At 53.2% G+C, this 15229-nt stretch carries 18 protein-coding genes; all 18 read left to right on the top strand.

The genetic code is table 11. The features are described 5' to 3' along the window. Positions 1-228 precede the first annotated feature (228 nt). The 18 genes from kdsA to ahcY all read left to right on the top strand — a co-directional run bounded on the left by kdsA (position 229) and on the right by ahcY (position 14870). Positions 229-1047 (top strand): 3-deoxy-8-phosphooctulonate synthase, encoded by an 819-nt coding sequence (gene kdsA, locus P1S59_08025; protein ID MDF1526197.1) that lies wholly within the window; start codon positions 229-231, stop codon positions 1045-1047. Beyond that, complete coding sequence (locus P1S59_08020) at positions 1047-2027, top strand: KpsF/GutQ family sugar-phosphate isomerase (GenBank protein MDF1526196.1); 981 nt, start codon at positions 1047-1049, stop codon at positions 2025-2027. The genes kdsA and P1S59_08020 overlap by 1 nt, the downstream gene beginning before the upstream one ends. A 276-nt stretch (positions 2028-2303) precedes the next feature. After that, the gene (locus P1S59_08015; GenBank protein MDF1526195.1) at positions 2304-2840 is read left to right on the top strand and encodes an HAD hydrolase family protein; all 537 of its coding nucleotides are present in this window, start codon (positions 2304-2306) and stop codon (positions 2838-2840) included. A gap of 400 nt (positions 2841-3240) precedes the next feature. Then, a complete protein-coding gene (gene lptC, locus P1S59_08010) occupies positions 3241-3765 on the top strand; it encodes an LPS export ABC transporter periplasmic protein LptC (protein ID MDF1526194.1) in 525 nt (174 codons plus the stop codon). Then, positions 3762-4229 carry an LptA/OstA family protein gene (locus P1S59_08005; protein ID MDF1526193.1) on the top strand — a complete coding sequence of 156 codons (468 nt, stop codon included), beginning with the start codon at positions 3762-3764 and terminating at the stop codon, positions 4227-4229. Before lptC ends, P1S59_08005 begins: the two co-directional genes overlap by 4 nt. Positions 4230-4234: 5 nt before the next feature. Then, a complete protein-coding gene (lptB, locus tag P1S59_08000) occupies positions 4235-4960 on the top strand; it encodes an LPS export ABC transporter ATP-binding protein (protein MDF1526192.1) in 726 nt (241 codons plus the stop codon). Positions 4961-5072: 112 nt separating this feature from the next. After that, entirely contained in the window at positions 5073-6521 is a 1449-nt protein-coding gene (gene rpoN / locus P1S59_07995) for an RNA polymerase factor sigma-54 (protein ID MDF1526191.1), read from the top strand. Positions 6522-6797: 276 nt separating this feature from the next. Beyond that, the gene (gene raiA, locus P1S59_07990; protein MDF1526190.1) at positions 6798-7343 is read left to right on the top strand and encodes a ribosome-associated translation inhibitor RaiA; all 546 of its coding nucleotides are present in this window, start codon (positions 6798-6800) and stop codon (positions 7341-7343) included. 14 nt (positions 7344-7357) lie between these two features. Further along, positions 7358-7819 carry a PTS sugar transporter subunit IIA gene (locus tag P1S59_07985; protein ID MDF1526189.1) on the top strand — a complete coding sequence of 154 codons (462 nt, stop codon included), beginning with the start codon at positions 7358-7360 and terminating at the stop codon, positions 7817-7819. Between the two features lie 16 nt (positions 7820-7835). After that, positions 7836-8807 (top strand): HPr(Ser) kinase/phosphatase, encoded by a 972-nt coding sequence (gene hprK, locus P1S59_07980; GenBank protein ID MDF1526188.1) that lies wholly within the window; start codon positions 7836-7838, stop codon positions 8805-8807. Next, positions 8804-9673, top strand: coding sequence for an RNase adapter RapZ (gene rapZ, locus P1S59_07975; protein ID MDF1526187.1), 870 nt, complete (start codon positions 8804-8806; stop codon positions 9671-9673). Before hprK ends, rapZ begins: the two co-directional genes overlap by 4 nt. Before the next feature lie 5 nt (positions 9674-9678). Next, on the top strand, positions 9679-10089 hold the full coding sequence (locus P1S59_07970) for a hypothetical protein (GenBank protein ID MDF1526186.1): 411 nt from the start codon (positions 9679-9681) through the stop codon (positions 10087-10089). Positions 10090-10092: 3 nt separating this feature from the next. Then, positions 10093-10581: a PTS sugar transporter subunit IIB gene (locus P1S59_07965; GenBank protein MDF1526185.1), complete on the top strand. Its 489-nt coding sequence runs from the start codon at positions 10093-10095 to the stop codon at positions 10579-10581. Beyond that, the gene (locus tag P1S59_07960) at positions 10578-11276 is read left to right on the top strand and encodes a PTS sugar transporter subunit IIC (GenBank protein MDF1526184.1); all 699 of its coding nucleotides are present in this window, start codon (positions 10578-10580) and stop codon (positions 11274-11276) included. The genes P1S59_07965 and P1S59_07960 overlap by 4 nt, the downstream gene beginning before the upstream one ends. Beyond that, a complete protein-coding gene (locus P1S59_07955; protein MDF1526183.1) occupies positions 11210-12001 on the top strand; it encodes a PTS system mannose/fructose/sorbose family transporter subunit IID in 792 nt (263 codons plus the stop codon). The genes P1S59_07960 and P1S59_07955 overlap by 67 nt, the downstream gene beginning before the upstream one ends. After that, positions 11989-12258, top strand: a complete 270-nt coding sequence (locus tag P1S59_07950; protein ID MDF1526182.1) for an HPr family phosphocarrier protein — start codon at positions 11989-11991, stop codon at positions 12256-12258. The genes P1S59_07955 and P1S59_07950 overlap by 13 nt, the downstream gene beginning before the upstream one ends. 199 nt (positions 12259-12457) lie before the next feature. After that, complete coding sequence (metK, locus tag P1S59_07945) at positions 12458-13606, top strand: methionine adenosyltransferase (protein MDF1526181.1); 1149 nt, start codon at positions 12458-12460, stop codon at positions 13604-13606. A 7-nt stretch (positions 13607-13613) separates the two neighbouring features. Beyond that, complete coding sequence (gene ahcY / locus P1S59_07940) at positions 13614-14870, top strand: adenosylhomocysteinase (protein MDF1526180.1); 1257 nt, start codon at positions 13614-13616, stop codon at positions 14868-14870. Positions 14871-15229: the final 359 nt, after the last annotated feature.

The raw sequence follows: 15229 nt of genomic DNA, 5'->3' as shown, positions 1-15229 counted from the left end.
AAGTCCATCTGACAGGGTGAACCCTTAGCGTGCGACTTAGGGATGGAATGGGAGTGGGGGCACGCCTGCGGTAGGGGCGGATTCATTTAGCTCCTTCGATCCCGCATATGGCGGGACTGGCGGGGGAGTCAGGCCAAGCACGCCAAGCACGCCCCAGGCGTGATGACCGCCCATAATAAAATGGCTCGAAGAGAGTTTTTGCGAGGTTGTCAAATGACGGACGGCGTTATGGCAAAAGTGAAAGTTGGAAATGTGGAGATAGGCGGGGGAGCTCCGCCGGTTTTCATCGCCGGTCCCTGTGTGATCGAAGACAGGGACAGTACCGTCAGGGCTGCCGAAGACCTCGCCAGGATCTGCTCGAAGCTGGATATCCCCTTCATTTTTAAAGCCTCATTCGACAAGGCCAACCGAACATCTTTAGAGGCTTTCCGGGGGCCAGGTCTGGAAGAGGGCCTTGACGTGCTTGCGGCGGTAAGCAAGGAGGTCGGAGTTCCTGTCACCTCTGACGTTCACAGCGCTGAACAAATGGCCGGGGTGGCCCAGGTCCTGGACCTTGTTCAGATCCCTGCATTTTTGTGCAGGCAGACTGATCTGTTAATTGCGGCGGCGGACACAGGCAAGCCGGTCAACATAAAGAAGGGGCAGTTCCTGGCACCCTGGGATGTGAAGGGGATCGCCGGCAAGGTAAACAGGGGTAACAACCTCTTGATCACGGAACGCGGCACCACCTTCGGATATAATAACCTCGTGGTGGATTTCAGAACCTTCCCCATGATCAGGGAACTGGGTATCCCGGTTATCTACGATGCCACTCACAGCCTCCAGCTTCCAGGAGGCCTCGGAACGTCCTCGGGGGGGCTGAGACAATATGTGCCGCACCTGTGCCGGGCTGCCGTTGCATGTGGTGTGGACGGCATATTTATGGAGGTTCACCCGGATCCCGATCGGGCACCTTGCGATGGTCCGAACATGTGGCCCCTTGATCAGTTGGAGGGGCTATTGAGACAGGTCATGACGATCCATCGGGACTTGTTCGGAGAAGGTTAATGAGCTGTAATGTGGACCATGAAAAGGTTCTCGAAAGCGCGAGGAGGGTGCTGCGAATCGAGGAGGCTTCCCTTGAAGCCCTGCGCCTGAGATTGGGCGCAGAATTCGGGGTGGCGGTGGATCTCCTCTGCACCTGCAGGGGCAGGGTTGTCTTCGCCGGAATGGGGAAGTCTGGTCTTGTCTGCAGGAAGATAGCAGCCACTTTTGCCAGCACAGGGACGCCCTCCCTGTTTCTGCACCCCGCTGAAGGGGGACACGGTGATCTGGGCATGCTGGCAAGGGGGGATGTTCTGGTCGCCGTTTCCAACAGCGGGGAGACCCAGGAACTCATCCGGCTTCTTCCGGCTGTAAAAAGGCTGGGCATTCCTGTTATCAGCATGACGGGGGGCGCCTCATCCACCCTGGCTGCCAGGGCGGATGTTGTTCTGGATATTTCTGTGATAGAGGAGGCGTGTCCTTTAAACCTTGCCCCTACAGCCAGTACAACGGTGACTATGGCTCTGGGCGACGCACTGGCCGTTGCTTTGCTGGAGGCACGCGGATTCACTGAGGACGACTTTGCTTTCTTTCACCCGATAGGAGCCCTGGGCAGGCGTCTGCTGACTGTATCCGAGATCATGCATGTGGGTGACGAGATCCCCAGGGTGGATCCTGGAACGATCATGCGGGAGGCTCTTTTCGAGATCACCTCGAAGCAACTCGGTTTTACAACTGTTCTGGACGGCGACGACAGGCTTCTTGGTATTATCACCGACGGAGATCTCAGGCGGTGCCTTGAAAATCGGTCTGATCCACTTTCCCTCACTGCCGGCCAGGTCATGACACCCTCCCCCAAAGTAATTCACGCCGATGCCCTGGCCGCCAAAGCTCTTCAGATGATGGAGAGCAACAAGATCATGAGCCTGGTCATCGTGGACAGTGAGAACGTTGTTGTGGGAGTCATCCATATGCACGACATGCTTAAGGCGGGCATTGCATAGGGCGAAGGGCGGAGGGCGGTTGGAACAGTCCAGGGTCCAAAGTCCAGTGTCCAAAGGAAGGGCAGGGCGGAGAGCGAGGAAGCAAAGATAAACCGCCTGACGCGGGGACGCGGCGAACAACCTGGAACCTGAAACCCGAAACCTGGAACTTTCCTTCTGCAGGCTCAAAACCGTGAGTTTGTCGAACGGCAACCGCAGGTTGGGGTCATTCCGGTTCTCTGCACTTTACACACTGCACTTTACACTGCATTATGCAATGGAGAAGGCCACAACTCAATGAAAGAACAATCCCCATCCATTATTGAAGCGGCAAAAAAAATAAAACTTATCGTCTTTGATGTTGACGGTGTGCTTACCGACGGAAAGATCAGCTACACTTCGTCAGGTGAGGAACTCAAATCCTTCAACGTCAGGGATGGGCATGCCACTAAAATGGCATTCAGGGCTGGACTTACCGTAGCCATCATCACCGGCCGCAAGAGTCCTATGGTTCAAAGACGCTGTGAGGAGCTCGGTATTGAACTGCTTTTTCAGGGGATAAAGAACAAACATCTGGCCCTTGATGAACTTATGGAGAGTACAGGCTTTGGGGCCTCCCACATCGCTTATATGGGGGATGATGTTGTAGATCTGCCAGTCATGATGTCGGTGGGTCTTGGCTGTTCTCCATCGGATGCTGCTGAGGAAGTGCGCCAGCGGTCTGACCTGGTGACAGGGGCTCCCGGTGGAAATGGGGCGGCCCGGGAACTTATATTTTTTATCCTTCAGGCAAAGGGTCTTTTGGAAGGGCTCATAGCCCGCTACATTCCCTAGGGAAGAACCGAATCGGGGTATGGGAGTATCGGTGTATCGGGGAAAGAACTAACCTCATTGGCCCTGAAACGGAGAAATCACGCCGTTGGCGTGACAGGCTGGGAAACGGCGCTCCGGGGGAAAAGTACGGTTCCTGTAAAAGCGATAGAAGCTATAAAGTAGAGTTTCGCAGTGATTCGTTACAAAAAATACTTTCAAAATTGGATTTTAACAGAGGCCCTTTGAGGCAGCGCATGGGAGAAGCGCTACCTGCCCGCCCTGAGTCCCGCCGCAGGCGGGATCGAAGGGCGGCCCCCTGCTTTAAGGATCTTATTTCTCTTTCAAGGCCAGCAATCGCTTCCCATGCAACAATCAAGCCATTTTCTTTTCATTCTATTTGTACATGTGTTAATCTAATCCAATGATACCCCGGAGGAAAAGCTGTTTCGAGGGTGATCTGCCGGCAGCGATTCTCTGTCTGTTCCTGCTTATTCCGCAGCTGGCCGGAGCCGTTTCAGATGTGGAGATGACTGGATTCAAGGTCCTCCAGGAAACAGACAACGGCCGGTGGGAGATCCAGGGTGGTAAAGCCTTCTACGACGGGCAAGGTGACGTGATCCTTGAGAAAGTATCTGCCAAAATGATCTCAGACGGCAGGGAGAGTGTCAATGTTGTGAGCGACAAAGGCCGATATGAACCTGAAAGGTTGATCCTTCATCTTGAGGGGCATGTGGTCGTGACAAGCGGCTTGGGGTCCCGGTTCAAAACACCGAAATTGAGGTGGGATGGTAGGAGTGCCTTGATGCTGGCTGACAACGGGGTTCAGCTTGAGCGCGGACCGCTGAAAGTTCTGGGGGATACGGTAAGGTATACAGTGAAATCCGGGACGGTGATAGTTGCTGGTGGTGTACGGACTACCTGGGATGAAAGGAGTGACAGGCCTTGAGGTCTCTGAGATATACGGCGGGGTGTGCGGTTGCGGTCCTGATCATGTGTCTGGCGACGGGGGCATGGGGTGCATCGGCCGAGGGTGTGACTGTTCGTTCCAATAGCCTGCAGATACAGGAAAAAACGGGGGATATCCTGTTCGAAGGTGAAGTCGAGGTTCGCATGGCCGAAATGGTTCTGACCTGTGATCTTCTCAACGTTAAGGCTGATGCAGCCGACCCTTCAAAGATCCTGTCCGGAGAGGCATCCGGCAGGGTTGTCATGACAAGGGGGAACGACATGGCAGAGTCTCAGATGGCTGTGTTCGATCTTGAGACGGGGAATTTAGTGCTGACAGGTCTTCCTCGTCTTACCAGGGAGGAAACCACGATCGAAGCGGAAAAGATCGTCTATTCCATTGCAAAAGGGACAGCCTCTTTTTCCGGTCCTGTCAGGGCCTTTTTCAAGGCATACGGGGATTGACCCTGATGACCTCCTCTTTGGCCGCCAGGAATCTGGAAAAATCCTACCGCAGCAAAACGGTGGTCAAGGATGTCTCTATCAGCCTGTCCCCTGGTGAAGTTGTCGGATTGCTCGGCCCTAACGGAGCAGGAAAGACAACCACTTTCTATATGATCTCCGGTCTTATCCGGCCCAGTGGAGGCTCGGTCCTGCTCAATGAGAAGGATATAACCGGATGGCCGATCCACCGCAGGGCCCGGGCTGGAATCGGCTACCTACCCCAGGAGCCATCAATTTTCAGAGGTCTGTCGGTGGACGACAACCTCCTTGCAGTAATGGAAGCTGTGGGTATCACAAAAACTGACAGGGCGGCGCGGTTGCTGGAACTGAAAGAGTCCATGGGTATCACCCACCTCGGCGGCACGCTGGGCGGTTCCCTGTCGGGTGGCGAACGACGGAGGGCCGAGATAGCCAGAGCTCTTATCCCCGAACCGGCCTACCTGTTGCTGGACGAACCTTTCGCCGGAATTGATCCTATTACGGTCCTCGAACTTCAGAAGCTCATAAGGGATCTTAGGGAGAGGGGGCTGGGAATCTTGATAACGGACCACAACGTTCGTGAGACATTGGGGATCACCGACAGGGCCTATATACTGGCTGCCGGGATGATCCTTGAGGAGGGACCTCCCGAAGCGATAATAAGCAGCGAGAGAGCCCGGAAGGTGTACCTCGGGGAGGGGTTCAGTCTGTAAGAGCAGAATGTAGAACGCACAACGCAGGAGAAAATCGGAAAATATTCATCAGATGACGATTATCTGTTCATCGTTCACTGTTCACGAATAACGGCAGTCATGAGGTATCGCGTTGGATCTTAAAGCCCAACTACAGATGAAACAACAACAGCAGTTGGTGATGACTCCCCAACTGCAGCAGGCGATTCGGCTGCTCCAGTTGTCGAGGATGGAGTTGACAGAGATCGTGCGCCAGGAAATTCTTGAAAACCCGGTGCTTGACGAATATGGGCCCCCGGAGAACGAGTCCGAGTTTTCCATAGACCAACCTGAGGATCCGAACACTCCTGCTGACAATAAGAGCGACAGGGAAGATGAAATAAACACCCTTACCATTCCAAAGGATATTGGTGAGTGGGAATCCTACATGGAATCCAGCCAGAGTCTCCCATACCAGGCTCGAGAGGATCAGGAACATCCGTCCTTCGAGGCGATGGTCACGAGTCCTGACACACTTCAGGAGCATCTTCTGTGGCAGCTCCGAATGACGCGGCTCACTGAGATGGAAACAAGGGCTGCCGAGGTCATCATCGGGAACCTCGATGACAACGGCTATCTTGAAACACCTCTTGATGAAATTCTGGGCCCCCGTGGTCCCGAAATCGAGGCTGTGGGTCTCAAAGCTCTTGGTGTTGTCCAGGAGTTCGATCCCCCGGGAGTGGGTGCAAGAGATCTCGTTGAGTGCCTGCTCATCCAGATAAAGATGCTCGATTTTGAAGGTCCCTTTGTGGAGGAAATCATCAGGGAACATCTGGAGGATGTTGCAAAGGGGGATGTGGACGCGATCGTTCACCAGATGGGAATAGCGCGATCGGAAGTTCTACAGGCCATGGATCTTCTCAGGGAGCTGGAACCCAAGCCGGGAAGACCTTTCGGTGGAACGGAGTCCGTTTACGTGACTCCCGATGTCTTCCTGTTCAAGATGGGAGATGAGTGGACCATCACGCTGAACGATGATGGATTGCCCAAGCTGAGGATAAACGGTTTTTACAGGGAGCTTTTAAAACATGGTTCATCCATGAAGGCTGAGGACAAGGAGTTCCTGTTGGAAAAAATACGCTCGGCAGCGTGGCTGATCAAGAGCATAGATCAGCGTCAGCGTACGATATACCGTGTTACCAAAAGTATCCTCGAAAAGCAGCTGGACTTTTTTGAACGAGACATTCGATACCTGAAACCCATGGTACTGCGTGATGTCGCTGATGACATCGGGGTCCATGAATCCACAGTCAGCCGGGTTACGACCCAGAAATATGTTCACTGCCCCCACGGCCTGTTCGAGCTCAAGTTCTTTTTTAACCCTGGTATTCAGACGCTTTCGGGGGAGATGATGGCTTCCGAAAGTGTGAGGGCCAAGATCCGGGATATAATTGGAGCTGAGGACACGGGGAAACCTCTCAGTGATCAGGCCATCTCACAGATGCTGAAACTTGAGGGGATCGACATTGCAAGGAGAACAGTAGCCAAATACAGGGAGGCAATGAAAATTCTGCCGTCTTCCAGGAGAAAAAAGATCACCTGATCCAGGATCCTGTCAAAGAACCTTGTTAGGATCCTGGATGCGGTTTTTAACACCCTCGTCCGGAATCGTGATAAAATAATGTAGTATTGATAGTGTAGCCATCGCTTTGACGAGATATTGCTGAAATTAATAATTTAACGGTGTTTTTCCCCAGATTTATTCTCTGTCCGTAAATTATGCTGCGGAGGCGACAAGGTTACCTGGCGGTTCCGCCGGGTTGACTTAGAGTTTTTAATGTGATTACGTTAATAGCTTTTGGAGGGAGGTTCAATAGCCATGCAAATAGAGGTTTCATTCAAACACATGGAGCAAAGTGATCCCCTGAGAGATTACGCCACCGAAAAACTTGAAAAGGTACTTAAACCGCTTATGGAGCCGGTAAACGCTCAAGTTGTTCTCCATGTGGAAAAATACAGACATATCGCAAAGGTTACAGTCCATGCCAACGGGATCGTCATCAAGGGCAAAGAAGAGACCAACGACATGTATTCTTCTATCGATCTGGTCCTCGATAAACTGGATCGTCAGGTCAAAAAGTACAGGGAGAAGATCGGCCGCCACGGTGACAGAGAAGCCGTGCGTGAGTTCCGGGCCAGCCATTCAGTGTTCCCGGAGAGTGATGTCGAGACCCCCAAGTCAGACGTAATAAAGCGCAAGGAGATCATTTTGAAGCCTATCAGCGTTGATGAGGCTATCATGCAGATGGAGCTCATGAACAAGAATTTTCTCCTTTTCAACAATTCGCAGACGAATCAGCTCAACGTTATTTATGTTCGAGACGATGGTCTTTTTGGTTTGATAGAGCCCCAGGTTCAGGAGTAGTGTGGTAGCATAATATGAAATTACTAGATTATCTTGCAGAAAGTGATGTGCTTTCACGGCTTCATGCCTCCACCAGAGAGGGTGTCATCAAAGAGATGGTCGCCCATCTCAAGGAGTCCGGGAAAATCGACGATCCTGAGGCGCTCGTAAGTATTCTCCTGGATCGAGAGATGTTGGGCAGCACAGGTATAGGTCACGGTGTGGCAATACCCCACGGGCGACTCAGCGGGCTTAACGAGATTCTCCTTGTCTTCGGTCGTTCGCCGGAGGGGGTCGATTTCGATTCTTACGATGGTGGCCCGGTTAACCTGATTTTCCTTCTTGTTGCGCCGGAGGACTCTGCCGGGCTTCACCTCAAAACACTGGCCAGGATCTCGCGCCTCGTCAAAAGCCCCGAATGCCGGGAATCCCTTCTCGAGTCAGATGACAGGGTCACTCTCTACCATGCCATAGAAGAGGAGGACCAGCGGCACTGATCGCCCGCCGGGACAGATGATCAATATTCCTGTCCGCTACCTTTACGAACACTTGCATGAGGATCTTGATCTTGAGATCCTTGCCGGTGAAGAGGGCATGGACAGGGCTATCCGGGTTTCGCGTATTCAGAAACCCGGCTTGGCCCTTGCGGGTTACCTTGACCAGCTGCACAGGGATAGAGTCCAGATCCTGGGGGCAACCGAACTTTCCTATCTTAAAATCCTCGACAAAAATCTGGCTGACGAGCGTCTGGACCAGCTATGCTCTGCCGGCGTATCCTGCCTTATTATCGCTAAAAACCTTGAAGCGCCCCTATCATTATCAGGCTTGTGCGATCTCCATAAAGTACCCCTTCTCCGGAGTCCTGAGGTCACTTCGTCCCTTATCCGCCGGGTTTCAACATACCTGGAAGATGTCCTGGCACCGGAAACCTCCGTGCACGGTTGTCTTGTAGATGTTTATGGTGTGGGTCTTCTTCTCCTAGGGAAGAGCGGAATAGGGAAAAGTGAGTGCGCTCTCGGACTCGTTGAACGTGGTCACAGACTCGTGGGTGACGATGTTGTCGTCATCAGACGAAAAGTTCAAGACGCAATATTCGGCAGCGCCGCCGATCTTATCAAATACCACATGGAAATTCGCGGACTCGGGATCATAAATATCAAGGATCTTTTCGGTGTGTCTTCCATTCGTCAAAACAAGAAAATCGAGCTTGTGGTTGAGCTTGTTGACTGGCTGGAGGGCCTCAATGTGGAGCGTCTCGGCCTCGATGAACTCACCTACTCCATACTCGGTCTGGAGATCCCGTACCTGAAAGTTCCGGTCAGGCCCGCACGTGACATCACAATGATCATAGAGGTTGCTGCCCGCAATCACCTCCTGCAGCGCATGGGTTTTAATGCTGCCCGGGAGTTTGATAGTACCCTCCATAAGAGGCTGTCCGAGAGACCCCGGGATATAGGAAAGCCAGATTTGGAGTCCATGGAGTGACTGGATCGGGACTGTTGATCATATCCGGCTATTCAGGTTCCGGGAAAACCACCGTGCTCAGGGCTCTGGAGGATATTGGATATTACACAGTGGACAACCTGCCTGTAGATCTTCTGCCCTCTTTTGTTCATCTCATTGCATCCAGCGGGTCCTCTATTGGCAAAGCTGCCATGGTGATGGATATCAGGGGCGGCGACTCGGTTGCCAGTTACCCTCATGCAATCCGAAACCTCAAGGATTCCGGTTATAATATTCAAGTGGTTTTCCTGGAGGCTTCTCTGGATGCTCTGCAAAAAAGGTTTAGTGAGACCCGGCGCGTGCACCCATTAGCCCCTTCCCTTCCTCTCGTTGAGGCCCTTTTAAGAGAGAGACAGCTTTTAGAACCTCTCAGGGAGATAGCCGACATCCACCTGGACACCTCTGACCTGGGTTATCATGATCTCCGCAAGTTCGCGGCTGACCGATTCGGTATCTCCGGCAGCAGAGAAAAGATGCTCCTGTCTTTCGTCTCCTTTGGTTTCAAAAACGGTCTTCCCAAAGAAGCCGACATTGTTCTTGACGTGAGGTTCCTGGTCAACCCGTTTTTTGTGGAGGAGCTCAGATACCGGGATGGCAGGGATCCGGAGGTGAGCTCTTTTGTGGAGCATGCGGAAGGCACTGGCGAGTTCCTTGAACACCTGAAATCTTTTCTGGAATACCTTCTTCCAAGATACCTGAGCGAGGGGAGGGGATATCTGACTGTAGCCATCGGATGCACGGGGGGAAGACACAGGTCCGTTGCAATTGTTGAAAGAATGTCGCAATATTTTAAAGATAGTGGCCCCTTATGGGTCCAGGTTCGGCATCGTGACCTACCGGAGGGATGAAAAACATGAAAAGCCAAATCGGGATCGTGATCGTTACACACGGCAGTCTGGGAGAAGCTTTGCTTGATACCTGCAGCATGATCACTGGTGAAGCCAGAGAGATAACATCGATATCAGTGCAGGCAGGGGATGATGTGGAGGAGACAAGAGGCCGGATCGCGGGTGCCATAGAGGCGGTGAAGGGGGACAAGGGAGTTATCCTTCTGGTCGACATGTTTGGCGGCACACCGTCGAACATAAGTCTGTCCTTCCTGGGCCCAAAGGATATCGAGGTTGTAACGGGTGTGAACCTGCCGATGCTGACCAAGCTCCGCAGCCTGGGGGCTGATCTTACCCTTCGTGAAGCTGCTTTGGCCCTCGGGGATTACGGCCGGGAGTATATCAAGGTGGCCACCGAGTACCTGGAGGGAAACTGACTGGTGCCTGTCGTACTGGCCAGGGTAGATGACAGGTTGCTGCACGGTCAGGTTGTTGAGGGCTGGACACCTCATGTTAAGGCCGACTTGATCGTTGTTGTGAGCGATACCGTATGCCTGGAGAAGGACAGGTGCCGGTTGATGCAGCTCATAGTCCCTGATCATATAGATCTTAAGGTCGTTCCCCCGGGAGAACTTGGTTCTCTGCTGAAGAGCTCAGACGATTCCAATATACTGCTTCTCTTTGCTGGTCTTGATGATGTCCTTTCGGTTCTTGAGGGTGGGGTGGACCTTGACAGTATTAACATCGGCAACCTCCATAACATAAAAGGCGGGACCGAGGTCACCCCTTCCGTATACCTTAACAACAAGGATCTGGAAGCGGTTAAGCGCCTTGTTCGTAAAGGGATCGCTGTTGAGGCCAGGGAGGTTCCTGATGGAATTCGCTTTGATCTTGCCTGCTGCCTTGAAGGGCCAGACGGTTCCGAATGACGGGAGTCCTGGCAAAGATCATCCTTTCGGCGTTTATAGCTGGTATTCTCAGTGTTGACCGCAACGCCTTTGGTCAGTTCCAGCTGTCTCGCCCCATGGTGTCTGCGTTGATTATGGGTGTGGCCCTCGGGTGCCCTGTGGAAGGTGCCGTTGTGGGGTTGATCTACGAACTCCTTTTCCTTGATTCCCTCCCGGCTGGATCCTTCATTCCTTACCACCCCCTTTTCCCCTCACTCATAAGTGTGCTTCTTATCGGCATATATGAAGGACCTCGTGGCTCGATGGAAGTTGTCGGTATAGCTGTCCTTTTGGGAATGCCGACAGTATTTCTGGACCGTGCTGTAAATATCCGGTGGCGGCGCAGCAATGAGAGGGCTTTTCACAGGGCCATGGTGTACCTCAGGCTAGGCCACACGGATTTCGTACAGCTCCAGCACGTTCTGTCGGCTCTCAGGGCCGGCTTGTTTCATGGTGTTTCATTTCTCCTGACGGGGGCAATCCTGGTTCCTTTTTTCAACGCGCTTTTAAAAAGCGTTGAGTACCTGCCGGAAAGGTTGAGCATCGTGGCCATGGTTCCGTTTTTCATAGGTCTTGCCGGTCTTGGATCAGATCGGACAGCGCGTAAGGGGTGGAAAGGTTTCACCCTGGGACTTGCTCTGGGTGCAGGCATCGGTCTCTGGAAGGCCATGCCTTGAATTTCACCTTTCATTCTCGTCTTAGTCTGTTCATTCGTTCCCTGTCCATACAGGGATCGTGGAATTTCCCTCGTATGCAGGGTCTGGGATTCTTCTACACTCTCCTCCCATGGCTCAGAAAAGTGTCCGGGGATGGTTTCAAGGATGCATGTCATCGTCACCTGGGCTATTTCAACACCAACCCCTATATGTCACCTTACGTCCTGGGTGTGGTTTCAAGGCTCGAGGAGGAGGGGAAGGGTGAGGAAAGCGTAAAGGCACGAAACAGCCTGATGGGGCCACTGGGAGCGATGGGCGACAGTTACTACTGGGCCACGCTGCTGCCGGTTACCGTGCTGCTCTGTGTCGCTCTATCCTTTTTCTGGATGGCTGCGGCCCCTGTCGTGTTTATTCTGATCTACAACACCGTTCACCTTAGAAACAGGTGGACTTATCTGAACCGCGGTTATCTGAACGCCCACTCTCCCCTTGAGGGGGCTTCGGCTCTAAACGGTAAAGTGTTTTCCAGGAACATGGAGCGCATGGCTACGCCCCTCCTCGGTTTTGTTCTGGGAATGGCGGCCTTCGGTACCCGGACACCTGGTATCTCGTTTATTATCTTCGGCGTAGCTTTCATCATGTTTCGCAGGCAGTGGCGGGCACCTGCGATCTTCGCTTTACTGGTCACCCTCGGAACCCTTCTGGGCTTCCTGGGCACGAATATGAGGATTCCATGGTCAGGATAGAGCTGGTTATAAACAACAAACTGGGCCTTCACGCAAGAGCAGCCGGCAAGTTTGTGGAGGTGGCTTCCCGATTTGCCAGTGAGGTCTGGCTCGGCAAAGGAAAAAACAGGGTCAACGGCAAGAGCATCATGGGCATTTTGACCTTGGCCGCCGCAAAAGGTGAAACTGTCGTTATAGAGATCGAAGGCTCCGATGAGGAAAATGCGATCAAAGCTCTTAAAGATCTTGTACTGAGCGGATTTGGGGAAAATGGTTAGAACTGAAGGAGGAAGGACGAAGGTGGTAGGAGGAATGAAGGGAAAATAACGCATACTTCATCCTCCATCCTTCTTTATTTACCCTTCAAATAACTGTATTACCCGACAAACCTTCCCTCTTGAAGTCTACAAACGATTCTGTTACACATTAAGGTTAATGTTAACGTTACGCAATTATACTTCTGAAGGGAGTTAAACCATGAGTATGACCGATTTTCTGTTCACCTCCGAGTCGGTGACAGAGGGGCACCCGGATAAGGTCTGCGACCAGATCTCCGATGCCATTCTCGATGCTATCATCAAGGACGATCCCGGATGCCGGGTAGCCTGTGAAACCATGGCCACCACCGGACTTGTAGTCATCGCCGGTGAGATCACAACGAACGTCTATGTGGAAATTCCGGAAGTGGCCCGCGCGGTGATAAAGGATATTGGCTACGACAGTTCGGACATGGGGTTCGATTGGGAGTCGTGCGGGGTACTGACTTCCATTCACAAGCAGTCCCCGGATATCGCAATGGGTGTCGATCCCGGAGGAGCTGGTGACCAGGGGCTTATGTTCGGTTATGCCTGTACCGATACCGACGTCCTGATGCCTATGCCTATCGTGCACGCCCACATGTTGACAAAGAAGCTTACCCAGGTCCGCAAGGATAAGACCCTGGATTTTCTCAGACCCGACGGTAAATCCCAAGTCTCCGTCGAGTATAGGGATGATACCCCCATTCGCATCGATACGGTGGTTATCGCATCCCAGCATACGCCTGAAGCGACACAACAGCAGATTCAGGAAGGGATTATCGAGGAGGTTGTCAGGACAACACTGCCAGCCGAAATGCTCGATGACAAAACCAGATATCTCATCAATCCCACTGGCAGGTTCGTGACGGGCGGTCCCTTGGGTGATACCGGCCTTACTGGCCGCAAGATCATTGTTGACACCTACGGTGGTCAGGGAAGCCACGGCGGCGGTTGTTTCTCCGGCAAGGACCCCTCCAAGGTAGACCGGTCCGCTTCCTACATGGCCAGGTACATTGCCAAGAATATCGTTGCGGCTGGACTTGCTGAAAAGTGTGAAGTGCAGTTGGCCTATGCTATCGGGGTGGCCGATCCGGTGTCGGTGATGATCAACTCCTTCAAGACCGCGAAGGTCTCACCGGATCGCATTGCCAAGGCTGTCCGCGAGGTGTTCCCCCTTCAGCCCAGACAAATTATTGAAGCTCTCGACCTTCTCCGGCCCATCTACACCAAGACCGCTGCTTATGGCCACTTCGGGCGGGAGGAACCTGAGTTCACCTGGGAGCGGACCGACAGGGTTGAGGATCTCAAGTCAGCGGTGGAGGCATAGAAATATTATGAAATATGATATCAAGGACCTGAGTCTGGCGAACAGCGGAAAACTGAGGATCGAATGGGCAGCCCAGAATATGCCTGTTCTGGCTCAAATAGAAGAACGCTTCAAAAAAGAGCGCCCTCTTGAGGGAGTCAGGATCGCTGCCTGTCTTCATGTGACAACCGAAACGGCACAGCTGATGAAAACCCTCAAGGCTGGCGGGGCCGAGGTGTGCCTTTGCGCATCCAACCCGCTGAGTACACAGGACGACGTTGCCGCCTCCCTGGTCCAGCACGATAAGATCCCTGTTTTTGCCATCAAGGGTGAGGACAACGAGACATACTACTCCCACATAGAGGCTGTTCTGGATACAAAGCCTCAACTCACCATGGACGATGGGGCGGACCTTGTCTCAGTGATCCATTCGGAGCGCACCGACCTCCTTGAACACATCATTGGGGGGACCGAGGAAACGACAACCGGGGTTATCAGACTTCAGGCCATGGCCAAGGACGGCGTACTTAAGTACCCCATCGTTGCCGTGAACGACGCCGACACCAAGCATCTTTTTGACAACAGGTACGGCACTGGTCAGAGCACTATTGACGGCATTATCAGAGCTACAAACCGGCTTGTAGCCGGATCAAACTTCGTTGTCGTCGGTTACGGCTGGTGCGGTCGAGGCCTTGCCATGCGTGCTCAGGGAATGGGGGCCCGGGTGATCGTAACCGAGATCGACCCGGTGCGCGCCCTCGAGGCCCTCATGGACGGTTTTGCCGTTATGCCTATGGAGCAGGCCGCCCCGCTAGGCGATTTTTTCTGTACCGTTACGGGGAATATTCATGTCATTCGCAAGGAACACTTCGCCGCGATGAACGACGGGGCCATCGTGTCCAACTCCGGACACTTCAACGTGGAGCTGGATCTGGAAGGTCTCGAGGAGATCACCCAGAGCAAGAGAGAGATCAGACCCTTTGTCGTGGAGCATGCCCTGGGCAGCGGTATAAGGGTTTACGTCCTTGCGGAGGGGAGGCTGATCAACCTGGCGGCCGCCGAGGGACACCCCTCAAGCGTCATGGACATGAGCTTTGCCAACCAGGCCCTCTCTGCCGAGCATATGGTGAAAGAGGCGAAGAACCTGGAGAAAAAGGTCTACCCCGTTCCCGTCGTTATGGATCATGAGATCGCCCGGCTCAAGCTTGCGTCCGAGGGAGCGACGATCGATGTTCTGACGGATGAGCAGGTGAAGTATCTGAATTCATGGGATATGGGGACCTGAAAAACAGGGCTCTCAATGGACCCCTGTTTTTCAGGAGTCCAAAGCCCAAAGCCCAATGTCTAAAGGAAGATCATGGGCCCGCGAAAGCGGGCCTTGTTTATTTTAGGAGCCAGAATCCAGGAGCCAGGAGCCAGAAAACCATGGGATACGGTGACGCGGCGACATCACGCCGCTGGCGTGACAGGCTTCTGACGGGGTGAAAATACAGAGGGGGCGATGAGGAGAGGGGGAGTGGGAGAAAAATCTGAAAATTGAAACCTGGGACCTCAGCCACAGGCGGGCGTCATTGCGAGCATAAAATAGTCATCTTCCTAATTCTTCCTCCCCCTATTGAGGGGGGAGGACCGAGGTGGGGGTGA

The sequence above is a fragment of the bacterium genome (assembly GCA_029210965.1).
Classification (GTDB): domain Bacteria; phylum BMS3Abin14; class BMS3Abin14; order BMS3Abin14; family BMS3Abin14; genus JALHUC01.
Note: the sequence above shows the minus strand (reverse complement) of the source record. Positions and strands in the feature narration are given on the sequence as shown.